Below are 22,966 nucleotides of genomic sequence, written 5' to 3' on the forward strand. Positions count from 1 at the left end.
AACATCACGGAATGATAACGGAAGCTACCGATCTACAAGTAGGTGCCCCAGCATGGGCAGCACACACCACGCCCACGGCAGTACGCCGAAGAGGAGGTACGACGGTGACGAACGACGACGCCCGCGAACACGTGGTGGAAGCCGCGCTCCGCAAGCTCGACCTGGACGCCAAGACCCGGCTGCTGGCCGGGCAGGGCATGTGGTCCCTCCCCGCCCTCCCCGAGATCGGTCTGGCCTCCCTCGTCATGTCGGACGGCCCCATCGGCGTACGCGGCGTCCGCTGGACCGCCGACGACCCGTCCGTCGCTCTTCCGTCGCCCACCGCCCTCGCCGCCACCTGGGACCCGGCCCTCGCCCGCCGTGCCGGCCGCCTCCTCGCCCAGGAGGCGCGGCGCAAGGGCGTGCACGTCCTGCTCGCGCCCACCGTCAACCTGCACCGCTCGCCGCTCGGTGGGCGCCACTTCGAGGCGTACAGCGAGGACCCGTACCTCACGGGCGAGATCGGCACCGGCTACGTCCTCGGCGTCCAGGACGGCGGCGTCGGTACCACCGTCAAGCACTTCGTCGCCAACGACGCCGAGACCGACCGCTTCACCGTCGACAACGTCATCGCGCCGCGCCCACTGCGCGAGCTCTATCTCGCCCCCTTCGAAGCGATCGTCAAGAACGCCCGCCCCTGGGGCATCATGGCCGCCTACAACCAGGTCAACGGCGTCTCCATGACCGAGCACGGCCACCTCCAGAACGACGTCCTGCGCGGCGAGTGGGGCTTCGACGGCTTCATCGTCTCCGACTGGATGGCCGCCCGCTCCACCAAGCGCGCCATCGAGGGCGGCCTCGACGTCGCCATGCCCGGCCCCCACACCGTCTACGGCGAGGCGCTCGCCGCCGCCGTCCGCGACGGCGAGGTCGCGGAGGAGGCCGTCGACCATGCCGTACGCCGTGTGCTGCGCCTGGCCGCGCGCGTCGGCGCCCTGGAGGGCGCGGAACCGGCCGTTCCGGAGTCGGGCCTGCCGGAGGCCGCCGACGGCGACGCCCTCGCCCGTGAGATCGCCCGTCGCTCCTTCGTACTCGTACGCAACGAACGCGGCGCCCTGCCCCTGCGCCCAGGGAACGTCGCCCTCATCGGCGCCGCCGCCCGCGACGCCCGCATCCTCGGCGGCGGCTCCGCCCAGGTCTTCCCCGAGCACACCGTCTCTCCGCTCGACGGCCTCACCGCCGCGCTCCCGCCCGGCACCCTGACGTACGCGATCGGCGCCGACCCGAGCGACGAACTCGCCCCCGCCGGCACCGGCTTCACCCTGCGCGCCGTCTGCCGGGACGCCGACGGCCGCGTCATCGGCGAGGGCTCGCTGCCCAGCGGCCAGGTGCAGTGGATCGGCGACGACCTGCCCGACGGCGTCACCTACGACACCCTCCACAGCGTCGAGGTCACCGGCACCTTCACGCCCCGTGAGAGCGGCGAACACGCCTTCGGCACGCGCGGCCTCGGCGCCTTCACCCTCACCGTCGCGGGCGAGACCCTCTACGACGGCGTCCAGCAGATGGGCGACGAGTCCGACCCCTTCGAGGCGTTCTTCGGCGCGCCCACCGAGCGCGGCCGGGTCTCCCTCACCGAGGGCGTCCCGGTCGAGGTGTCCCTCCTCCATCCGCTCGACCGCGAGCACGCGGCCCCGCTGCCCGGCGTCATGTTCTCCTTCGTCCACCTCGGCCCGCGCCGCGACCCCGACGAACTGATCGCGGAGGCCGCCCGGGCCGCCCGCGCCGCCGACACCGCGATCGTCGTGGTCGCCACCACCGAACGCGTCGAGTCCGAGGGCTTCGACCGCCGCGACCTGAAGCTGCCGGGCCGTCAGGACGACCTCGTACGGGCAGTCGCCGCCGCCAACCCGAACACCGTCGTGGTCGTCAACGCCGGCTCCCCGGTCGAGATGGAGTGGCGCGACGACGTCGCCGCGATCCTGCTCACCTGGTTCCCCGGCCAGGAGGGCGGCGCCGCACTCGCCGACGTCCTGCTCGGAGCGGAGGAACCGGGCGGCCGCCTGCCCACCACCTGGCCGGCCCGCCTCGCCGACGCGCCCGTCACCGAGGTCACCCCGACCGACGGCCGCCTCCCCTACACCGAGGGCGTCTTCATCGGCTACAGCGCCTGGGAGCGGTCCGGCAACACACCCGCGTACCCCTTCGGGCACGGCCTCGGCTACACCACCTGGGAGTACGAGTCCCTCGACGTGGCCCCGGACCACGCCCCGGACCACGCCACCGACCACGCCAGCGCCCGCGTCACCGTCCGGATCCGCAACACCGGCACCCGCCCCGGCCGCGAGGTCGTCCAGCTCTACGCGGCCCCGATGACCGACACCGCCGAGCGCCCGGCGCGCCGGCTGGCCGCCTTCGCGAGCGTCGAGGCGGCCCCCGGCCAGGCCGTCGACGTGGAGATCCCGCTGCCGCGCCGCACCTTCGAGATCTGGGACGAGGAGACGGGACGGTGGGCCATGGTCCCGGGGGCGTACGCGATCGAGGCGGGCCGCTCCGTCACGGACCGCCGCCTGACCACCTCACTCACCCTGTGAGGGAGCCTCCGGAGCGGTGACCGTGCGGTACGCGATCTCGGCCAGCCGCTGCTGCCCGTCCTTGCTGGGGTGGAACCAGTCCGGGCTCAGCTGCTCGGCGGAGAAGCGGTACGCGAACACCGCGCCGCCGTCGTACCGGCAGCGCGGGTCCTCGGCGCAGACGTCCCGCAGGACCGTGTTGTACGCCACCACCCGCGCGTGCACACGGGCCCGCCGCCGTTCGGCCGAGGTGCCCAGGTCGCCGGCGTCGCCGAGCATCGAGCGGCACAGGCCCAGCTCCCAGATGCGGGCGCCGATCGCGTTGCCGCGCCCGGTGGACCAGAGGCGCTGGAGGTCGGGCACGCTCGACACGTACACCCGCGCCTCGGGAGCGGTCGCGCGCAGTCGTCGCATCGCCTGTTCGAAGGAGGCGCGGAAGTCGGCGACCGGGGTCATCAGATCGGTGGTGTCCCGGCAGGCGTCGTTGGCGCCCACCATCACCGTCACCAGCTCCGGCCGCTGCGCCGCCGCCCGGGTCATCTGCTCGGGCAGGTCCGCCACGCGGGCGCCGGAGCGGGCGAAGTTCCACCGGTGGGCGACGCCGAACCGTGAGGCGAGGCTGTTCACCCGCTTGTCGGTACCGGTTGCCCAAGAGGCCTCGGGGCAGTCGGCGAGGAGGTCGCAGGCGTCGAAGCCGCGCGTGATCGAGTCGCCCACGGCGGCGAGGGACGCCGGGCTGCGGCCCCACAGGGACGTGCCGGCGGACGGCGACGGGGAGGGCGAGGGGCCTGGCGTCGCCACCCCCGTTCCGGCCCCGGTTCCGGTCCCCGGCCTCGTCGTCGCCGTTCCCGTACCGCCGGGCGCGGGACCGCTGCCGCACCCGGCGAGGGCGCCCACGGCCAGTACGAGGAACGCCGCCACCCAGCGGGCGGCGGCGGAGCGCTTGTGCACGGCGGGCATCCCCCAGCCCTTTCGTCGACGTCCCGGCGAGTGGCGTCCTGGCGAGTGAAAGCTTGGTGTCGACGGCCACCGGGACCGACCGTACGTCATACCGAGCCCCCCGGCGCACGGTAGCTTTTCCCCGTCGAACCTGAGGCGCCTTTGCCGACCGGCTCCGGTAAATTACATCACGTCACATGCTGTCCCTTTTGCGGAGTTTCGCTCCCGATGCTGTTTACTGAGGCCGCTGGGAAAGGCGAACCTCGTCCCACACTGGAGGTCCCGGTGACGACACGTGGAGTCCTGTACGTACACTCCGCACCGCGCGCGCTGTGCCCGCACGTCGAATGGGCGGTCGCGGGTGTGCTCGGCGGGCGGGTTCAGCTGGACTGGATCCGGCAGCCGGCATCCCCGGGCACGTGGCGAGCCGAATTCTCCTGGCGGGGCGAACCGGGCACCGCCTCCAAGCTGGCCTCCGCACTGCGCGGCTGGCAGATGCTCCGCTTCGAGGTCACCGCCGAGCCGTGCCCGTCGGCGGAGGGCGAGCGGTACAGCGCCACGCCCGAGCTGGGCATCTTCCACGCCGTCACCGGCATCCACGGCGACATCCTGGTCCCCGAGGACCGTCTCCGCGCCGCCCTGGCCCGTTCCGCCCAGGGCGAGACCCAGCTGGAGGCGGAGATCGCCAAGCTGCTCGGCAAGCCGTGGGACGACGAGCTCGAACCCTTCCGCTACGCCGGCGAGGGCGCCCCGGTCCGCTGGCTCCACCAGGTGGTCTGACCTCGCGTAGACGGCCGTACACAGCACTGGGCCCGTCCCCCTCGAAGGGGGACGGGCCCAGTCGCGTACGTACAAGCCGTCAGGCAGCCGTCACACCGTGCGGAAGGCGAGCACCACGTTGTGGCCGCCGAAGCCGAACGAGTTGTTGATCGCGGCGATCGTGCCCTCCGGCAGCGCGCGGGGCTCGTCGCGGACGATGTCGGCGTCGACCTCCTCGTCCAGCTCGTCGATGTTGATCGTCGGCGGGGCGAGGCGGTGGTGCAACGCCAGGACCGTCGCGACGGTCTCGATGCCGCCCGCGCCGCCCAGCAGGTGGCCGGTCATCGACTTGGTGGCGGAGATCGCCACGTGGCCCAGGTCGTCGCCCAGGACCTTGCGCAGGGCCTTCACCTCGGCGATGTCACCCTGCGGGGTGGAGGTCGCGTGCGCGTTCAGGTGCACGACCTCGGACGGCTTCAGGTCCGTCGCGTCCAGGAGGTTCTGCAGGGCGGCGGCGATTCCGCGGCCCGTCGGCTCGGGCTGCGCGATGTGGTGGCTGTCGGCCGACAGGCCCTGGCCCAGCACCTCGCAGTAGACCCGGGCGCCGCGCGCGGCGGCGTGCTCGGCGGACTCGAGGATGACGACACCCGCGCCCTCGCCGAGGACGAAGCCGTCACGGCCCTTGTCGTACGGGCGCGACGCCTTCTCGGGCTCGTCGTTGTTCTTGGACATCGCCATCATGTTGGCGAACGCGGCGACCGGCAGCGGGTGGATCGCCGCCTCGGTGCCGCCCGCGACGACCACGTCGGCACGGCCGGTGCGGATCATCTCGACCGCGTAACCGATCGCCTCGGCACCCGACGCGCACGCCGAGACCGGGGTGTGGACGCCGGCCTGGGCGTTCACCTCCAGGCCCACGTTGGCGGAGGGGCTGTTGGGCATCAGCATCGGCACGGTGTGCGGGGAGACGCGGCGTACGCCCTTCTCCTTCAGCACGTCGTACTGGTCGAGCAGGGTGGTCACGCCGCCGATGCCGGAGGCGATGACGGAGCCCAGCCGCTCGGGCCGGACCTTCTCGTCCTCGCCGGCGGGTGCGGTGTAACCGGCGTCCGCCCACGCCTCGCGGGCCGCGATCAGCGCGAACTGCGCCGAGCGGTCCAGCTTGCGGGCGAGCGGACGGGGCAGGACCTCGCCCGGGTCGACGGCCGCGGGGGCCGCGATACGGACGGGCATGTCGGCGAAGCGGTCGCCCTCCAGGGGCTTGACGCCTGAGCGACCCGCCAGCAGACCTTCCCAGGTCGAGGCGGTGTCGCCACCCAGCGGTGTGGTTGCGCCGATACCGGTGACGACCACGGTGCGATTGGTCGGGCTCACAGGAATTCTTTCTCCACGTGTATGAGGTATGCGTGAATGCGGCGCCACCGCCGGGTGGCGAACCGATCAGCCCTGGTGCTTCAGGATGTAGTCGGCAGCATCGCCGACCGTCTTGAGGTTCTTGACGTCCTCGTCCGGGATCTTGACGTCGAAGCGCTCTTCGGCGGCGACGACGACCTCGACCATGGACAGCGAGTCGACGTCCAGGTCGTCGGTGAAGGACTTGTCCAGCTGGACGTCCTCGACCGGGATGCCGGCGATCTCGTTCACGATTTCGGCGAGACCGGCGACGATCTCTTCCTGAGTGGCGGCCATGTGGCGCTCCTTCGGTGTGTTCCTCAGAGGGTGTTTCTCAGAGGGTATTTCTCAGAGGGGGTGGGCTGTTCGTCCGAGTTCGTCCGGATGTCTCCGGGGAAAGCTCCGAACAGTGCCTAGGGGAGGGTAACGACCGTCGCGGCGTACACGAGACCCGCCCCGAAGCCGATGACGAGCGCGGTGTCGCCGCTCTTCGCCTGACCGGTCGCCAGAAGCCGCTCCATCGCGAGCGGAATCGAGGCGGCCGAGGTGTTGCCGGTGGTCTCCACGTCGCGGGCGACCGTGACGTGCTCCGGCAGCTTCAGGGTCTTCACCATCGAGTCGATGATCCGCATGTTGGCCTGGTGCGGGATGAAGACGTCCAGGTCGGCCGCCGTGATGCCGGCGGCGTCCAGGGCCTGCTGGGCGACCTTCGCCATCTCGAAGACGGCCCAGCGGAACACCGCCTGGCCCTCCTGCGTGATGGCCGGGAACCGCTCGACGGAGCCGTCGCGGTAGTCCGTCCACGGCACGGTCTGCTTGATGGTCTCGGACTTGTCGCCCTCGGAGCCCCACACGGTCGGGCCGATCGCGGGCTCCTTGGCGGGGCCGACGACGACCGCGCCCGCGCCGTCACCGAAGAGGAAGGCCGTCGCGCGGTCCTCCAGGTCGGTCAGGTCGCTGAGCCGCTCGACGCCGATGACGAGGACGTACTCCGCCGAACCCTCCACCACCATGCCCTTGGCGAGGGTGAGGGCGTAGCCGAAGCCGGCGCAGCCCGCGGAGATGTCGAACGCGGCCGGCTTCACCGCGCCGATCTTGTCGGCGATCTCGGTGGCGACGGCCGGGGTCTGCTTGAAGTGCGAGACGGTGGAGACGATGACGCCGCCGATCTGCTCCGGGGTGACCCCGGCGTCCGCGATGGCCTTGCCGGCCGCCTCGACCGACATCGCCGTCACGGTCTCCTCCGGGGAGGCCCAGTGGCGGGTGGTGATGCCGGAGCGCGAGCGGATCCACTCGTCGGACGAGTCGATCGTCTCGAGGATCACCTCGTTGGGCACGACCCGGGTCGGGCGGTAGCCGCCGACGCCCATGATCCGTGCGTACGGGGCGCCCTGGCTGGGCTTGATCTTCGCCATGCTCTATGGCTCCTTGTCAGGCGGGCGTCGTCGTCGGGGCGTGCGTCACGCGGAGGGGCCGGCGACGTCGGCGGTGTCGCCGGAGGCGGCCGGGCCGGCGTGCTCGGCGATGAGCGCGCGCGCCGCGTCGAGGTCGTCCGGCGTCTTCAGCGCGAGGGTCGCGACACCCGGCAGGGCGCGCTTGGCGATGCCGGTCAGGGTGCCGCCGGGGCACACCTCCACCAGCGCGGTCGCGCCGAGCTGCTGGAACGTTTCCATGCACAGGTCCCAGCGCACCGGGTTGGCGACCTGCCCGACCAGGCGGGCGACGACATCGGCGCCCGTGGCAACGGTACGCCCGTCCTTGTTCGAGACGTACGGCACCACCGGGTCCGCCGGGGTGAGGCCGTCGGCGGCCTGCTGGAGCGCCGTGACCGCGGGCGCCATGTGGTGCGTGTGGAACGCGCCGGCGACCTTCAGCGCCACCACGCGGCGTACGCCCTCGGGCTTGTCCGCCTCCAGCGCCGCGAGCTGCTCCATCGTGCCGGCGGCGACGATCTGGCCCGCGCCGTTCACGTTCGCCGGGGTCAGGCCCAGCTTCTCCAGGTGCGGAACGGTCACCGACGGGTCGCCGCCGAGCAGCGCCGACATGCCCGTCTCGGTGACGGCGGCGGCCTCGGCCATCGCCAGGCCGCGCGTCCGGACGAAGCGGAGCGCGGCGGTCTCGTCGAGGACCCGCGCGAACGCCGCCGCGGTGATCTCGCCGACGCTGTGACCGGCCACGGCGCCCGGCGTCACGTCACCGAGGGCGGAGGCCGACAGCAGACCGGCCGCCACCAGCAGGGGCTGGGCCACGGCCGTGTCGCGGATCTCCTCCGCGTCGGCCTTCGTGCCGTAGTGGACGAGGTCGAGCCCGATGGCCTCGGACCACGCGCCGACACGGTCGGCGGCGCCGGGGAGGTCGAGCCAGGGAGTCAGGAAGCCGGGCGTCTGAGCGCCTTGGCCGGGAGCGACGAGTACGAGCACCCTCACACTCTCTCTTGTGGACGGCTCCCACCGCCCGTGGGGACTGGGACGAAGAACCGTCGGGTGAATTGTTGGTGTTCGACAAAGTCTAGGGTCGGTTCACGACGAGGTGTCCGCCTCGGCGAGCCGCCCGAGGATCAGGGCGATCCGCAGGGTGAACGCCGAGCGGACATCGGACGGTGACCAGCCGGTGACATCCGTCACACGTCGGAGGCGGTAGCGCACGGTGTTGGGATGCACGAACAGCATCCTGGCCGCGCCCTCCAGACTGCTCGCCTGCTCCAGATACACGCTGAGCGTCTCCAGGAGCGCGGAGCCCGCCTCCTCCAGCGGTCTGTAGATCTCCTCCACCAGCTGGTCCCGCGCCGACGGGTCACCGGCCATCGCGCGCTCCGGCAGCAGGTCGTCCGCCAGCACCGGCCGCGGCGCGTCCTGCCACGCCGAGCACGCCTTCAGCCCGGCCGCCGCGGCCTGCGCGGACCGGGTCGCCGCCAGCAGGTCCGGCACGATCGGGCCCGCGACCACCGGTCCGGCCGCGTACGGGCCGATCAGTGCCTTCGCCACCTGCAGCGGGTTGTCGCTGCCCCCCGCGATGACCACGAGCCGGGAGCCGAGCACCCCGGTGAGGACCTGCAGCTTGGCGTGGCGGGCGGCCCGGCGGATCGCCTCCACCGTCAGCTCGCTGTCGCCGTCCGGCGCGGTGCCGAGGATCACGCACACGTGCTCCGGCGAGTTCCAGCCGAGCGCGGCCGCCCGCGACACGGCACCCTCGTCCGCCTCGCCCGACAACACGGCGTTGACGACCAGCGACTCCAGCCGCGCGTCCCACGCGCCGCGTGCCTCGGCGGCCTGTGCGTACACCTGCGCCGTCGCGAAGGCGATCTCCCGCGCGTAGACGAGCAGCGCCTCACGCAGCACCGATTCGTCACCGGGGGCGGCGACCTCCTCGATCGCCGACTCCATGACCTCGATCGTCGTACGCACCATCTCGACGGTCTGCCGCAGTGTGATCGCCCGGGTCAGCTCGCGCGGCGCCGTGCCGAAGACGTCGGTGGAGATGGCCTGCGGGGTCTCCGGGTGCCGGAACCACTCCGTGAAAGCGGCGATACCCGCCTGGGCGACCAGCCCGATCCAGGACCGGTTCTCCGGGGGCATCGCCCGGTACCAGGGCAGCGTCTCGTCCATGCGGGCGATGGCGTTCGCCGCGAGTCGCCCGGAGGACTGCTCCAGGCGCTTGAGGGTCGCGGAGTGCGGGTGGGCGTCGTTCGCTGCGGGTTCAGGCACGGGACAAGACTGCCTTATCGGGACGGGGGAGTGACCAGCCGGTCTACCGTTGGCCTTGTGATGTCCGTTCAGCGCGCTGACGAGAGGTACGCCGGTGGCGACCCGGCGGCCGGCATGAAAACCCTGCACGCCTTCTCCTTCGGGCGCTTCTACGACCCGGGCAACCTGCGCTTCGGCGCCCTTCTCGCCTGCAACGAGGAGAGGCTCGCCCCCGGAGCCGGATTCGCCGAGCACCCGCACAGCCACACCGAGATCGTCACCTGGGTCGTCGAGGGGGAGCTGACGCACCGCGACTCCGCCGGGCACGCGTCGGTGGTGCGCCCCGGCGACGTCCAGCACCTCAGCGCCGCGAGCGGGGTGCGGCACGAGGAGCGCAACGACGGTGACGTACCCCTCACCTTCGTACAGATGTGGCTGGCGCCGCTCGAGCCGGGCGGGGAGCCGTCGTACGAGACGGTGCCCGGCATCGCGGACTCGACGCCGTACGCGGTGCCGGCGGCGGGCGCCACGTTGCACGTGCGGCGCCTGGGCGCGGCGGGCGAGCGCGCGGCGGTCCCGGACGCGCCCTTCGTGTACGCACACGTCGTACGCGGACGGGTACGGCTGGCCGGCGAGGAGCTGGGCCCGGGCGACGCGGCCCGGATCACCGGCGCGGAGGGCCTGGAGCTGGTGGCGTCGCTCGACGGATGCGAGGTGCTGGTGTGGGAGATGTCGGGCTGACGGCGAAGCCCAAGCGTGGGCGTCGCCTGCCTGGGCTCAGACCGCCGCGCGCAGCTCCGCGAGGACCGCGTCCGTGAAGGGCGGCCACGCCTCGATCGCCCACGGTCCGAAGGCCCGGTCGGTCAGCGCCACGCACGCCGCACTCGCGTCGGGGTCGATCCACAGGAACGTGCCCGACTGACCGAAGTGCCCGAAGGTCCGCGGCGACGACGAAGCCCCCGTCCAGTGCGGCGACTTGCCGTCGCGGATCTCGAAGCCGAGGCCCCAGTCGTTGGGCTTCTGGTGCCCGTACCCCGGCAGGATGCCGGTCAGCCCCGGGTGGACGACCGACATCGCCTCCAGCACGGTGCGCGCGTCCAGCAGCCGCGGCGCCTGCACCTCGGCGGCGAACCGCACCAGGTCGTCGACGGTCGAGACGCCGTCCTTCGCGGGCGAGCCGTCCAGGCTCGTGTCCTTCATACCGAGCGGCTCCAGCACCGCCTGGCGCAGGTACTCCGCGAACGGGATGTCCGTGGCCTTGGCCACATGGTCGCCCAGCACCTCGAAGCCCGCGTTCGAGTAGATCCGCCGCGCGCCCGGCTCCGCCATCACCCGGTGCTCGTCGAACGCGAGCCCCGACGTGTGCGCGAGCAGGTGCCGCACCGTGGACCCCTCGGGCCCCGCCGGCTCGTCGAGCTCGACGGCCCCCTCCTCGTACGCGACGAGGACGGCGTACGCGGCGAGCGGCTTGGTGACCGAGGCCAGGGGGAAGCGCCGCCCCGTGGGGCCGTGCGCTCCGGCCACCGTGCCGTCGGCGCGTACGACGGCGGTGGCAGCGGTGGGAACGGGCCAGTTCTCGATCATCGCCAGGCTCTGCATGCGTACGAGCGTATCGTCGCGGCGAGCTCGTTCGAACGCGTCTGAGATCCCGCTCGCACCCCACCTCGGATCTTGCCTCGGAATCTCCTTGCTTCGAGTGCACTCCAACCTCCTAGCGTGGGGGTCATGACGGTGATCGCAAGCACCCCCGTACGGACGCCGGGCACCGAGATCTGCGGCTCCGCGCCGCCGACGCACCCACGCCCCGACGGTCAGGACCGCTACACGATCAGCGAAGTCGCGGGCTGGACCGGCCTGACCGCGCACACGTTGCGCTGGTACGAGCGGATCGGGCTGATGCCGCACGTCGACCGTTCGCACACCGGACAGCGCCGGTTCACCAACCGGGACCTGGACTGGCTCAGGTTCGTCGGCAAGCTGCGGCTGACCGGCATGCCGGTCGCCGACATGGTGAGGTACGCCGAGCTGGTGCGCGAGGGCGAGCACACCTTCGAGCAGCGGCAGGAGCTCCTGGAGCGGACGCGCAGGGATGTGCGGGCGCGGATCGCGGAGCTCCACGACACCCTCGCCGTACTCGACCACAAGATCAACTATTACGCGGGCGTCCACGGCAGGACGTCGGAGAGGGCCACATGACCAACGACAGGATCGCCACGGTACGCCTTGGGGAGGACGGCCCCGAGGTCGGCGTCCAGGGCTTCGGCGCCATGGGCATCAGCGAGTTCTACGGCGCCACCGACCAGGCCGCCGCCCGCGACACCCTGGACGCCGCGCTGGAGGCGGGCGTCACCCTCATCGACACCGCCGACGTCTACGGGCGGGGCGCCAACGAGGAGTTCCTCGCGCCGTTCGTCGCCGCGCACCGCGACGAGATCACCCTGGCCACGAAGTTCGGCATCGTACGCACCGACGACCCGGCGTACCGGGGCATCCGCAACGACCCCGCCTACATCCGGTCGTCCATCGAGGGCAGTCTGCGCCGCCTGGGCGTCGACGCCGTCGACCTCTACTACATGCACCGCCGCGACCCCGCCGTGCCGCTCACCGAGACCGTCGGCGCCATGGCCGAACTGGTCAAGGAGGGCAAGGTCAAGTACCTGGGGCTGAGCGAGGTCACGGGCGCCGAGCTGCGCGAGGCGCACGCCGTGCACCCGATCACCGCGGTGCAGTCGGAGTGGTCGCTGTTCAGCCGCGACGTCGAGCGCAGCGCGGTGGGCGCGGCCGCCGAGCTGGGCGTGGCGTTCGTGCCGTACTCGCCGCTCGGCCGCGGCTTCCTGGCCGGGGTGTTCGTGGACGCGGTCAAGGACCTGCCGAGCAACGACTTCCGCAAGAGCCACCCGCGCTTCTCCGGCGAGAACGCCCAGCGCAACGCCGATCTGCTGGCGCCGGTACGGAAGGTGGCCGAGGCGCACGGGGTGACGCCCGCTCAGGTCGCGCTCGCGTGGGTGCAGCAGCGGGCGTCCGTGCACGGCCTCACCGTCGTGCCGATCCCCGGCACGCGCAAGCGCACCCGGCTGCTGGAGAACGCCGCGGCCACCCGGATCACGCTCGGCGCCGACGAGCTGGCGCTGCTGGAGCCGATCGCCGAGCGGGTGGCGGGAGACCGGTACGCCGACATGACGTTCACGTCGGCCGCTCGCGAGGGCTAGGGCCTAGCGCGGCGCAAACACTGCGAACCCCGCCGCGAGCCGCGCCACGATCCACCCGAGGGGGTCGGGCGCGGCCGTCAGGCTGGCCCGTCGGCGTGCCCGCGGTGAGGGCACGGTGAGGGCGCGTACCCATCGATGGCGCGGTCGCGATGCGTGGGCGTGCGTGCTTCGATGCGCGCGGCGAGGGCCGTAAGTCTCATCGCGTACGCTCCCCGTCGGCCGGTGCCTGCGCTTCCCCTTCCGCGATGGCGGCGAAGGCGCGCAGGGACCGCGTGCCGGGCGCGAAGTAGCCGGTGTGGCCGTGCGCGTCGGCGGCGGGCACGGCGCGGGCGCCGAAGGCGGGATCGGCCGGATCGGGGCCGTGGCCGACCCCGGCGACCTGGACGTTCGGTACGTCGTCGATCCAGTCGGAGGGGTCCTTGGCGGCCCAGACGCGGGCGGTGGTGCGGAGGTCGGCGACGTTCTCCGCGCGCATGCCGGGGGAGCCGAGCACGACGAGGTCCTTCGCCTTGAGCCGCTCCGCGGCCAGGCCGCACACGACGGAGCCGTAACTGTGGCAGAACACGGCGGGCTCGGGAGCGCCGGTGGCGGCGAGCCCGTCGGTCAGCCGGACCAGCCGCTCGGCCCCGGCCTCGGCGAGGTCGCCGGTCGCGGCGTCCAGCCCGACGCCGACGGGCGTGGTGTACCCCGTCCAGGCGATGACGGCCGTGCCCGTGGTCGCCCGGCGCAGCTGCTCGCCCATCCCGGCGGGCGTGCCGTACGGGTCGGTGGCCCGGTCGTACGTCCCCGCGTCGATGTCCGAGCCGGGCACGATGACGGCGACGTGCCGGCTGCGCGCCAGGTCCCCGTACACCTCCGCGACCTGGCCGCGGCCGCGCGGGTCGAACGCCAGGATCTGCCGCCCGGCGAGCCGTGCGTACCGCGCGTCGCGGCGTACGGAGAGGGCGTTCGCCTCGTAGCGCAGCGCCACGGGCGCCCCGTCCAGGTTGCCCACCACGGTCGGGTGCTGCCGCACGAGGTCGTGCCGCTGCGCCGTGCTGAGCCCGTCGAAGAAGGCCGCCACCTGCGCGGGTGCCGCCGTGGCCGGGTCGGGCAGTTCCCGCCCCAGTGACGTGTCCGCCCGCCACGCGGCCGTACCCGGCGGTGGCCCGGTGACGGGCTGCTGCCCACTGCCCTGCCCGGCCGCCCATCCGGTGGTCCCGGCCACGACGGCCAGCACCAGCGCGGCGGTGATCGCGGCCCTCCTGTATGTCTTCTTGTAGGTCTTCTTGTGCTGGTTCTTGTACCGGTGCATCGCGCCCCCCTCTGTTCCTCCGCCGTGTCCGGCGCGAGGAAGGTAGGGGCGCGGCCCCGGAGGGAGCGTCACCCCGCGGAGTGATCCACGGGGTGATACCGGGGTACGGGGTGGCAGCGGGGTGTGGGCGAGGGGCGTGGTGTTCGGCGGCCGGTGTCAGCGGTTCGCGTCGCCCGGGGTCACCAGCCCGGACTCGTACGCGAAGATCACGGCCTGTGCCCGGTCCCGCAGGTCCAGCTTGGACAGCACCCGCCCGATGTGCGTCTTCACCGTCTGTTCGGCGAGGACCAGGTGGCCCGCGATCTCCTGGTTCGACAGGCCCCGGGCGATCAGCTCCAGGACCTCCGTCTCACGGGGCGTCAGGCCGTTCAGGCGGAGGGCGTGGTTCCGGCGCGGGGCGGGCCGGGTGGCGGCGAAGTCGGCGATCAGACGGCGCGTCACCGAGGGGGCGAGCAGTGCCTCGCCCGCCGCCACCACCCGTACCGCCGCGATCAGGTCCGCCGGCGGGGCGTCCTTCAGCAGGAAGCCGGACGCCCCGGCGCGCAGCGCCTCGTACACGTAGTCGTCCACGTCGAAGGTGGTGAGCATCAGCACCCTCGGGCGGTGGACGTCCACGCCGGGCGGCGGGTTCAGCAGCTCGCGGGCCGCCGCCAGCCCGTCCATCTCCGGCATCCGCACGTCCATCAGGACCACGTCGGGGTGCGTGGAGCGGGCCACGGAGACGCCCGCACGCCCGTCGGCCGCCTCGCCGACGACGTCGATGTCCGGCTGCGCCGACAGCAGGGCGGCGAACCCCGCCCGCACCATGGCCTGGTCGTCGACGATGATCACGCGGATGGTCACACACGCTCCTTCATGCTCAGGGGCATGCGGGCGGCCACCCGGTACCCCCCGTCCGGCAGCGGCCCGGTGTCCAGCGTGCCGCCCGTCAACCGTACGCGCTCGCGCATGCCGACCAGACCGTGCCCGGTGCCGTGCCCGGGCGCTTCCACGGGGGCACGCGCCGGTGAACGCGGCTCCTCAGGCGGACCGTTGACCACCAGCACCGTCAGCCAGCCGTCCGCCGACGTCACCGACACCCGCGTCGGCGCCCCCGGCGCGTGCCGCACCACATTGGCGAGCGCCTCCTGCACGATCCGGTACGCGGAGAGGTCCACCGCCTGCGGCACGGTGCCGAGCCTCGCGGCCGCCGGCAGCGACAACTCGGCCGGCACCCCGGTCCGTACGGTCGCCTCGACGAGCTGCTGGAGGCGGTCCAGCCCGGGCTGCGGCGCCCGTTCGCCGCCCCCCGCGTCCGTACCGTCCCCACCCTCCGTACCCTCCGTACCTGCCGTGCCGTCTCCGCCGTCGCTGCGCAGCACCGTCAGCAGCCGCCGCATCTCCGTCAGCGACTCGCGCGCGCACGCGGCGATCGTCGAAAACTCCTCGCGCGCCGCCTCGGAGAGCCCCTCGATCCGGTACGGCGCCGAGTCCGCCTGCACCGTGATCACCGACATGTGGTGAGCCACCACGTCGTGCAGCTCGCGTGCGATCCGGGTCCGCTCCTCCAGCAGCGTGCGCCGGGCGCGCTCGGCCTCGCTGATGGTCTCCTGCTCGGCCAGCCGCCGCTGCGCGTCGCGGCGTTCCCGCAGCGTCCCCGTCAGCAGCAGGACCACACCGGTCAGGATGAACAGCAACACGTGGACGGCGCCGGCGGCCCGCTGCTCCGGGACCAGCTCGAAGACGAACCCGGCAGCGCCCGTCACCAGCCATACGCCGAGGAGCGTGCGCAGCGGCTCGCGCAACCCCACGGCGACCATGAGCACCAGGTAGCCGACGACGACCATCGGCGTCCAGGGCCAGAGCCGCCCCGCGACCTCACCCGCGCCGAGCACCACCAGCGCGCCGACCAGGTCGGCGGTCCCGATGAGCCACCACGCCTGCAGCGGCCGCCCGACGGCGAGCAGCAGCGGCGCGGTCTGGGCGATGGCCAGAACCGTGGCGAGCGCGCCGTTCAGCTCGTATTTCTGGGCGAGGACGGTGGCCGTCACGGGCAGCAGCACCGCGACGAACACGAGGGCGACGGCGTACGGCAGCAGGCGCAGCCACCGCGCCCCGGCGTGCGCGAACAACGGCGCGCCGGGCCGGGTCGGGGTGGCGAGCGCGGTCCCGAGCGTACGCAGCGAGGCGCGCGTGGCATCGCGCAGCCGGGGCGGTGGCGGGGTTTTCAGCGGGGGCGGGGACTTCGGCGTGGGCGGGGGCGTGGGGAGGTGGGGCATGACGGATCAGCCTAGGCAGCGGCTCCTGCGACCGCGTCATACCGGGGTATCAGGCGCCGCGCCCACCGGGGTATCAGGCGGGGCGACACCCGTGGGCCCCGGCGTCGGCGTCAGCGTCAGAACGGCGTCAGCGTCAGAACGGCGTCGGCGTCAGAGCTCCGCCAGGAGCTCCGCCTTCTTCGAGGTGAACTCCTCGTCCGTCACCAGTCCCGCCTGGTACAGCTCACCCAGGTGCCGGATGCGTTCCGCGATGTCCGCCGGGTCGCGCCGCCCGGCCCCCACGGGCACCGGCACGGGCACGGCTGCCGACCCGCCGCCCCCGGAGCCGTCCCTGCCGCCCTCCCGGCTCCCGTCCCGTACCGCCGCGAGTACCGCCGCCGCGAAGGGCAGCGACTCGTGCACGGGCCCGTACCCGAGGCCGAAGACGACGGCGCCCGGGTCCTGATCCGCCTGGGGCTCCGGGGTGTGGCCGCGCCGCAGCAGCCGGAGGTAGCCGTCCAGGACGTCGGGCGAGCGCCACTCGACCCCGCACAGCTCCCGTACGGAGAAGGACTGGTCGCCGGCCTTCCACTTGGCGGAGGAGGCACCGGTCCAGAACCACCGGAACGCCACCTGGCTCCCGTCGAAGGACGCCTTGCCGTCGTATGCCTTGAACTGGAGCGGCGCCTCGGGGGCCGCCACCAGGAACCGGTCGGCCGGTTCACCCGCGCGCGGACCGAGCAGGGCGCGCAGCTCGTCCGCGTAGTACTCGGCGAGGGTCTCGCGGTCGGCGGGCAGGACCAGCCGGTAGGGGTCGCTGCCCTCCTTCAGCTGGCCGGCGGCCGCCTCCATCAGCGGATCGGCGCCCGGTCTCGGTGCCGCGTGCAGCACGACCGTGCCGCGTTTGCCCGGGGAGAGGGTCACCGACGCCAACGCCTCGTGGGGAATGCGTCGTTCGCGCAGCGTCTGGAAGAGCTTGGGCGCGCGTATCCCCCGTTCGAAGCGGATGAGCACGGCGTCGGTTTCGAACTCCCAGGAAGCATGAATTCCGGCCAGCACATCACCCATGCGCCTCATCGTATGCGGCGTGCGCCCGCGCGTCGCCCCTCGAAAGTTCCGATGTGCGCCACACTCCGCGCGCCTCTACGCGCGTCAGACGGTACTGGGACCGGAGATTCCACTGCGGCAGGCGTTGTCGGCGTCACGTGAGCCACCACTGTCGCCCAGGTCGCTGTCGTCACTGCCGCCGTCGGCGCCGCTGGCGCCTGCGTCGCCTGGATCGCCTGGGTCTCCTGTGTCGCCGCCGGCGCAGCTGACGCTGTCGTACGCGCCGACGCCTATCTCGGCGAAGTTCTCGAGGCTCTCGGTGCCCGGCTCGAAGTAGCCGGCGTGGCCCACCGCGCCGGACGCCGACAGCACGCGCGCCCCGAACTCCGGCGCCACCGGGTCGGCGCCGTGCCCCAGCCCGCCGACGTCCAGGTAGGGCACGTCGGCGATCCAGTCGTCGGCGTCGCGCATGGCCCAGACGTGGGCGCGGGTGTGGAGGGCGGCGGCGTTCTCGGCGCGCATGCCGGGGCTGCCCGCGACGGCGACGTCGGAGACGCGCGCGGGCAGGCGGCGCGCGGCGACGCCGCAGACGACGGAGCCGTAGCTGTGACAGAAGAGGGAGACCCGCGAGTCACCGGGCAGCGCGCTGGTCAGGGACACCAGCCGTGCGGCGCCGTCGGCGGCGAGCCGGCCGGTGGCGGCGTCCATACCGACGCCGACGGGCGAGGTGTAGTCGGCCCAGGCGATGACGGCGGTAGGGGTGGTGGGGGAGGCGGCGCGTTCGGCGGCGTACAGCGATTGGGCCATCCCGACGGGGGCGGTGTACTTGCGGGCGCTCTTCTCGAAGGTGAGGAGGTTGGTGTCGACGCCGGGCACGACCACCGAGACGCGCTCGGCCCGGTCGAGGTCGCCGAAGACCTCGGCCACGCGGCCCTTGCCGGACGGGTCGAAGGAGAGGATCTGGCGCCCGTCGCCGATGAGGGAGCTGAACCGGTGCACGCGGCGGAGGGCTTCCTGGTGCCCGGCGGCGGACAACCGGGTGTCGGCCGCCCGCTCGCGCTCGGCGTCGAGCGCCCGGGCCAGGGCGTGGCGGTTGGCGCGGTAGCGCAGGGTGACCGGCGCGCCGTCGAGGTTGCCCACGACGAGCGGGTGCTCGGCGGCGAGCTGCTCGCGCTGCGGGGCCTTGAGCGCCCGGAAGAAGGCGGCTATGACGCCCGGCGGCGCCTCGGGGTCAGGGAGCTCGTGCGTACCGATCCGGCCATTCCGCCAGGCGGCCAGCGCTACCTCGAGCGGTCCTCCCAGTCCCGCTTGCGGGCGTATCGCCGTCCAGCCGGTGGTCATGAGGAGTACGAAGACGACCGCGAGAGCGAGCAATGTGCGCCAGACGGTGAGCGTGGGGGAGCTGTCGAAGGAAGTCACTGCGGGACACCCTAGGAGACACGCGCGGGGCCCCGCGAAGAGGGTGACGCAGATCACGCTTGGCGGAGGGAATGCGGGGAAGTGCGACTACCCACCGTGCGCACCCGACGCGCGCCGTGCGCCACAGCGCGCACTCTAGCGCCGCCGGCTGCTACGCCGTACGGGCGCGCACTACGGCGTACGCGGGACCCTGCGGCATACGCACACGCTGGGGCGTATGCGTGCACTACGGCGCGGGCGCGCCTGAACGGGACGAGTCGCGCCAGGCGCCGGCGAGGGCCGGGCCGAGATGGTCGAGGTAGGTCTCGGTGAGGGCGCGGATCGCCTCCAGGGAGGCGTCCTCCCCGCGGCCCCACAGCTGGCCGGTGATTCGCATGACGCCGCTGAACGCGGCGACCGCGATGCGCGGCCGGGGGTCCGCGTCCACGTCCAGCCCCTCGCGGTCGGCGATGAGCCGGGCGATGCTCTCCTCCATCTCGATGGAGCGGCGCAGGTGGACGGCGAGGAGCGCGGGCGTCGACTCGATCACCTGGAAGGTACGCAGGTAAAGCTCGACCGGGATGACCTCGGTGATCGCCTCTTCGATGGTGTCCCAGGCGGACAGTACGGCGTTGCGCAGCGCGTCGAGCGGGGCCTCGTGGGCGGGGCGGGCGCACAGAGCGGCCATGAAATGCCGCTCGACCATGTGCTGGACGGTGAAGGCGACTTCTTCCTTGCTGGCGAAGTAGCGGAAGAAGGTGCGCTGCGAGACGTCCACGGTGGCGGCGATCTCGTCGACGGTGGTCCGCTCGTACCCCTGGGTGGTGAAGAGCTCCAGTGAGGCGCGCACGAGGGCGTCCCGGGTGCGCTGCTTCTTGCGCTCGCGCAACCCCACGGCGGGCGGTTGCTCAACCGTCACTTGATGGCCTTTGTCTCGACTCTTTCACCAGCTCAGGGTACCTGTGAGCGATATGACAGTTACCGGCGTGTGAATTGCTTTGTCAATTGTCAGTCGCTGACATTAGCCTCGCGGTATGACTAGTCAGACCACCATCAAAACGCCGTCGCAGGGTCCGGGGGGCCCGCAGGACCACGGTTCCGCCGGGGCGCCTGGTAAGGGGCTGCGCGGTCACCCGTGGCTTACGCTCTTCGCTGTTGCCGTGGGTGTGATGATGGTCGCGCTCGACGGCACGATCGTCGCCATCGCCAACCCCGCCATCCAGCGGGACCTCAACGCGTCGCTCGCCGACGTGCAGTGGATCACCAACGGCTACCTCCTCGCGCTCGCCGTCGCGCTCATCACGGCCGGGAAGCTCGGAGACCGCTTCGGCCACCGCCAGACGTTCCTGATAGGCATCGCGGGCTTCGCGGCGGCCTCCGCCGCGATCGGCCTGTCCGACTCGATCGGCCTCGTGGTCGCCTTCCGCGTGCTCCAGGGCCTGTTCGGCGCGCTGCTGATGCCGGCCGCGCTCGGCCTGCTGCGCGCCACGTTCCCGGCCGAGAAGCTGAACATGGCCATCGGCATCTGGGGCATGGTCATCGGCGCGTCCACCGCGGGCGGCCCGATCCTGGGCGGCGTGCTGGTCGAGCACGTCAGCTGGCAGTCGGTGTTCTTCATCAACGTGCCGGTCGGCGTCGTCGCCCTGGTGTTCGGCGTACTGATCCTCAAGGACCACCGGGCGGAGAACGCCCCGCGGTCGTTCGACGTCCTCGGCATCCTGCTGCTGTCCGGCGCGATGGGGTCGCTCGTCTTCGGTCTCATCAAGGCCGGCGAGTCCTGGGGCTGGGGCGGGCGCAACACCTGGCTGTGCATGCTCGCCGCGGTGGCCCTCTTCGCGCTCTTCGCCGTCTGGGAGACGAAGGTCAAGGAACCCCTCATCCCCCTGGGCATGTTCCGCTCCGTCCCGCTCTCCGCGGGTGTCGTGCTGATGGTCCTGATGGCCTTCGCCTTCATGGGCGGCCTCTTCTTCGTGACGTTCTACCTCCAGGGCGTCAAGGGGCTCAGCCCCGTCGACAGCGGCCTGCACCTGCTGCCGCTGACCGCGATGATGATCGTCTCCTCGCCGCTGGCGGGCGCGCTCATCACCAAGTTCGGGCCGCGCGTCCCGCTGGTGGGCGGCATGGTCTGCACCGCCGCGGCCATGTTCGGCATGATCACGCTCACGCCGGGCACGGGCGCGCTCGCGATGTCGCTGTGGTTCGCCCTGCTGGGCCTCGGCCTCGCGCCGGTCATGGTGGGCGCGACGGAGGTCATCGTCGGCAATGCCCCGCTGGAGCTCTCGGGCGTGGCCGGCGGTCTTCAGCAGGCCGCGATGCAGGTCGGCGGCGCGCTGGGTACGGCGGTGCTGGGCGCGGTCATGTCCTCCAAGGTCAGCGCCGAGTTCGCGGGCAACTGGAAGGCCGCCGGCATCCCGGTCCCGGCGGACCCGCGGCTGGAGGAGGCTGCGGAGTTCGGCATGGTCCCGGCCGAGCTGGCCAAGGCGCCCGGTATGACGCCGGACATGGCCGACCGGATCGGCGGAGTCATCCACGACACCTTCATGGCGGGCATGGGCATGGCGTTCACGGTCGCCGGCCTGGTGGCGGTCGTCGCGGCCCTGGTCGCGACCTTGACCAAGCGCGGCGAGAACGCCGAAGCGGGTGCGGGCGCCGCCCACATCTGACGCCGCAGTTCCCTCGCATCCGTTCCACCGTCGGGCCCCGGCAGCACACCGTCTGCCGGGGCCCGAGGCGTGCCCGGTGCCGGTCGGCCACCCGATCGGGTGAATGCGACCGAGCCCCCTTCCCCGAGGCGATCACGCTGCGTCACGCTATAGCCAAGCGATCGTCACCACACGTAACGGGGGGATTCATCATGCGTACCTACGCCACGCGCACCCACGCCACCGTCCTGCTCGCCTCCGCCACCGCCGTGCTCGCCGCGTGCGCGATGGGGCTCGCCCTGCCGACCACGGCCGACGCGACCGTCACCACCACCGCTCCCGCGGCCGTGGCGCCGCGGCTCGGACCCTGCGACACCGGCCAACTGTGCCTGTGGCCGAAGCAGGACTTCCGCGGCGCCCGGCAGACGTACGAGCTGGCCGGTATCGACGTCGACAGCTGCGTTCCACTCCCCGCGGGCACCACCGCGACCGCCGTCGCCAACCGCACCGGACGACCCGTCACCACGTACCAGTCGGCCGAGTGCGCGGAGACCGGCGAGTTCGAGACGTATCCGGGCGGGGGGACCTGGGTTCCCGAATCCCCCTATCAAGTACGGGCCTTCAAGGTCTGGGAATCATGAGCCGGGGTACCCGGAGCCCAGCGCGTGGAACCCTCGGTCACGCGGCCGGACGTGGTGGCGGACCGGGCCGGACCGCGCGGCGCGGGACCTCAGGGCCGATCGGAGGGCGCCTGGCCGCAACGCTGGGGCGGGACACCGGCCGACAGCCGGGCGACCTCCGCCCGCAGGTTCTTGACCTCCTGCGTCAGGGCTTCGAGGAGCGCCGTCTGGCGGCGCTCCTCCGCGTCGTCCCGCTCGAAGCGGGAGATGAACCACGCCGCGATGTTCGCGGTGACGACACCCAGCAGGGCGATGCCGGAGAGCATCAGCCCCACCGCCAGCACCCGCCCGAGTCCGGTCGTCGGCGCGTGGTCGCCGTACCCGACGGTGGTCATCGTCGTGAACGACCACCACACGGCGTCACCCAGCGTCTTGATGTTCCCGTCCGGAGCGTCGCGCTCCACGTGGAGCACGGCCAGCGAGCCGAACATCATCAGGCCCACCACCGACCCCGCCACGTACGTCGTGAGCGTGATCTGCGGCGCCATCCGGGCCCGCCGCCCGACCAGCAGCAAGGTGGAGACCAGGCGCAGCAGCCGCAGCGGCTGGATCAGCGGCAGCAGTACGGCCGCCAGGTCCAGCGGATGGCGGCGTACGAAGAGCCACCGGTCCGGCGCCAGCACCAGCCGTACGACGTAGTCCACGGCGAAGGCGCCCCACACCACCCACTCCACCACCAGACAGCTCCGGTGGACCCAGGGGGCGGCGTCGGGCGCCACGATCGGTATCGCGTAGGCCACGCCGAACGCGACGGCCAGCCCCAGCAGCGGCGCCTGGGTGCGCGCCTCCCAGCGTTCGTTCATGTCCGGAATGCTAGGGGGTGTCTTGCCGATCTTGCCGGGCTCGCGGCGCCTGGCACGCGTGCTCGCCGCGTTGTCGTCGGTCGCCGATGGCCCCCGTAGCCCTTCGGGCACGGGAGGTGCCCCCACCGCATGGACTCCCTCCTCCGCCTTGCGATCACACGCACCAGACGCCGCTCGCTGATCCGGCCTGATCGACAAGACACCCCCTAGTAGTGCTTCGTTACCTTGGGTGATCTCGGCTGGTGGTGGGCATCTTCTTCGGTATGAGGTTGGGGGAGGTGGAACGGCTCCGGGGTGAGTTAGCGGAGTTCGTTGCCGATGTGTTCGCCTC

Annotated in this window: 21 protein-coding genes; 7 read left to right on the forward strand and 14 right to left on the reverse strand. The window is 72.5% G+C overall.

Annotated elements, in window-relative coordinates; all coding sequences use genetic code 11:
• Nucleotides 1–11 precede the first annotated feature (11 nt).
• Nucleotides 12–2,573, forward strand: a complete 2,562-nt coding sequence (locus tag ACIRNI_RS14805; RefSeq protein ID WP_403551558.1) for a beta-glucosidase — start codon at nt 12–14, stop codon at nt 2,571–2,573.
• On the opposite strand, the gene ACIRNI_RS14810 is transcribed toward ACIRNI_RS14805, so the two are convergent.
• On the reverse strand, nt 2,559–3,512 hold the full coding sequence (locus ACIRNI_RS14810) for an SGNH/GDSL hydrolase family protein (protein ID WP_403551560.1): 954 nt from the start codon (nt 3,510–3,512) through the stop codon (nt 2,559–2,561). The two genes, ACIRNI_RS14805 and ACIRNI_RS14810, sit on opposite strands and share 15 nt — an antisense overlap.
• Before the next feature lie 264 nt (nt 3,513–3,776).
• Between ACIRNI_RS14810 and ACIRNI_RS14815 the strand changes: the two genes are divergently transcribed.
• On the forward strand, nt 3,777–4,271 hold the full coding sequence (locus tag ACIRNI_RS14815; RefSeq protein ID WP_403551561.1) for a DUF3145 domain-containing protein: 495 nt from the start codon (nt 3,777–3,779) through the stop codon (nt 4,269–4,271).
• A gap of 90 nt (nt 4,272–4,361) precedes the next feature.
• Here ACIRNI_RS14815 and fabF read toward each other — a convergent pair whose 3' ends face one another.
• The 5 genes from fabF to ACIRNI_RS14840 all read right to left on the reverse strand — a co-directional run bounded on the left by fabF (nt 4,362) and on the right by ACIRNI_RS14840 (nt 9,364).
• Nucleotides 4,362–5,624 (reverse strand): beta-ketoacyl-ACP synthase II, encoded by a 1,263-nt coding sequence (gene fabF / locus ACIRNI_RS14820; RefSeq protein WP_403551563.1) that lies wholly within the window; start codon nt 5,622–5,624, stop codon nt 4,362–4,364.
• A 66-nt stretch (nt 5,625–5,690) separates the two neighbouring features.
• The gene (locus ACIRNI_RS14825) at nt 5,691–5,939 is read right to left on the reverse strand and encodes an acyl carrier protein (protein ID WP_018486956.1); all 249 of its coding nucleotides are present in this window, start codon (nt 5,937–5,939) and stop codon (nt 5,691–5,693) included.
• Between the two features lie 116 nt (nt 5,940–6,055).
• On the reverse strand, nt 6,056–7,057 hold the full coding sequence (locus ACIRNI_RS14830; RefSeq protein WP_355355729.1) for a ketoacyl-ACP synthase III: 1,002 nt from the start codon (nt 7,055–7,057) through the stop codon (nt 6,056–6,058).
• 45 nt (nt 7,058–7,102) lie between these two features.
• Nucleotides 7,103–8,062 (reverse strand): ACP S-malonyltransferase, encoded by a 960-nt coding sequence (locus tag ACIRNI_RS14835; RefSeq protein ID WP_403551566.1) that lies wholly within the window; start codon nt 8,060–8,062, stop codon nt 7,103–7,105.
• Between the two features lie 99 nt (nt 8,063–8,161).
• The gene (locus ACIRNI_RS14840) at nt 8,162–9,364 is read right to left on the reverse strand and encodes a PucR family transcriptional regulator (RefSeq protein WP_403551635.1); all 1,203 of its coding nucleotides are present in this window, start codon (nt 9,362–9,364) and stop codon (nt 8,162–8,164) included.
• 42 nt (nt 9,365–9,406) lie between these two features.
• Between ACIRNI_RS14840 and ACIRNI_RS14845 the strand changes: the two genes are divergently transcribed.
• Nucleotides 9,407–10,066, forward strand: coding sequence for a pirin family protein (locus ACIRNI_RS14845; RefSeq protein ID WP_403551567.1), 660 nt, complete (start codon nt 9,407–9,409; stop codon nt 10,064–10,066).
• Between the two features lie 36 nt (nt 10,067–10,102).
• Here ACIRNI_RS14845 and ACIRNI_RS14850 read toward each other — a convergent pair whose 3' ends face one another.
• On the reverse strand, nt 10,103–10,924 hold the full coding sequence (locus tag ACIRNI_RS14850) for a serine hydrolase domain-containing protein (protein WP_403551569.1): 822 nt from the start codon (nt 10,922–10,924) through the stop codon (nt 10,103–10,105).
• A gap of 126 nt (nt 10,925–11,050) precedes the next feature.
• Between ACIRNI_RS14850 and ACIRNI_RS14855 the strand changes: the two genes are divergently transcribed.
• Both ACIRNI_RS14855 and ACIRNI_RS14860 read left to right on the forward strand, forming a co-directional pair.
• Nucleotides 11,051–11,521 carry a MerR family transcriptional regulator gene (locus ACIRNI_RS14855; RefSeq protein ID WP_403551571.1) on the forward strand — a complete coding sequence of 157 codons (471 nt, stop codon included), beginning with the start codon at nt 11,051–11,053 and terminating at the stop codon, nt 11,519–11,521.
• Nucleotides 11,518–12,534 (forward strand): aldo/keto reductase, encoded by a 1,017-nt coding sequence (locus tag ACIRNI_RS14860; protein ID WP_403551573.1) that lies wholly within the window; start codon nt 11,518–11,520, stop codon nt 12,532–12,534. Before ACIRNI_RS14855 ends, ACIRNI_RS14860 begins: the two co-directional genes overlap by 4 nt.
• Nucleotides 12,535–12,730: 196 nt before the next feature.
• Here ACIRNI_RS14860 and ACIRNI_RS14865 read toward each other — a convergent pair whose 3' ends face one another.
• The 6 genes from ACIRNI_RS14865 to ACIRNI_RS14890 form a co-directional block, all read right to left on the reverse strand.
• Nucleotides 12,731–13,828: an alpha/beta hydrolase gene (locus ACIRNI_RS14865; RefSeq protein WP_403551575.1), complete on the reverse strand. Its 1,098-nt coding sequence runs from the start codon at nt 13,826–13,828 to the stop codon at nt 12,731–12,733.
• A gap of 156 nt (nt 13,829–13,984) precedes the next feature.
• The gene (locus ACIRNI_RS14870) at nt 13,985–14,671 is read right to left on the reverse strand and encodes a response regulator transcription factor (protein WP_356647266.1); all 687 of its coding nucleotides are present in this window, start codon (nt 14,669–14,671) and stop codon (nt 13,985–13,987) included.
• Nucleotides 14,668–16,086: a sensor histidine kinase gene (locus ACIRNI_RS14875; RefSeq protein ID WP_403551577.1), complete on the reverse strand. Its 1,419-nt coding sequence runs from the start codon at nt 16,084–16,086 to the stop codon at nt 14,668–14,670. The genes ACIRNI_RS14870 and ACIRNI_RS14875 overlap by 4 nt, the downstream gene beginning before the upstream one ends.
• 150 nt (nt 16,087–16,236) lie before the next feature.
• Nucleotides 16,237–17,133, reverse strand: a complete 897-nt coding sequence (locus tag ACIRNI_RS14880; RefSeq protein ID WP_403551579.1) for a DUF4429 domain-containing protein — start codon at nt 17,131–17,133, stop codon at nt 16,237–16,239.
• Between the two features lie 84 nt (nt 17,134–17,217).
• Entirely contained in the window at nt 17,218–18,531 is a 1,314-nt protein-coding gene (locus ACIRNI_RS14885) for an alpha/beta hydrolase (RefSeq protein ID WP_403551581.1), read from the reverse strand.
• A 226-nt stretch (nt 18,532–18,757) separates the two neighbouring features.
• Nucleotides 18,758–19,429, reverse strand: a complete 672-nt coding sequence (locus ACIRNI_RS14890) for a TetR family transcriptional regulator (RefSeq protein WP_403551582.1) — start codon at nt 19,427–19,429, stop codon at nt 18,758–18,760.
• Nucleotides 19,430–19,544: 115 nt separating this feature from the next.
• Between ACIRNI_RS14890 and ACIRNI_RS14895 the strand changes: the two genes are divergently transcribed.
• Nucleotides 19,545–21,173 (forward strand): MFS transporter, encoded by a 1,629-nt coding sequence (locus ACIRNI_RS14895; protein ID WP_403551584.1) that lies wholly within the window; start codon nt 19,545–19,547, stop codon nt 21,171–21,173.
• 191 nt (nt 21,174–21,364) lie between these two features.
• Nucleotides 21,365–21,793, forward strand: coding sequence for a peptidase inhibitor family I36 protein (locus tag ACIRNI_RS14900; protein ID WP_403551586.1), 429 nt, complete (start codon nt 21,365–21,367; stop codon nt 21,791–21,793).
• An 89-nt stretch (nt 21,794–21,882) separates the two neighbouring features.
• Here ACIRNI_RS14900 and ACIRNI_RS14905 read toward each other — a convergent pair whose 3' ends face one another.
• A complete protein-coding gene (locus ACIRNI_RS14905; protein ID WP_403551588.1) occupies nt 21,883–22,635 on the reverse strand; it encodes a potassium channel family protein in 753 nt (250 codons plus the stop codon).
• Nucleotides 22,636–22,966 lie beyond the last annotated feature (331 nt).

The organism is Streptomyces sp. NPDC093546 (assembly GCF_044765045.1).
Classification (GTDB): domain Bacteria; phylum Actinomycetota; class Actinomycetes; order Streptomycetales; family Streptomycetaceae; genus Streptomyces.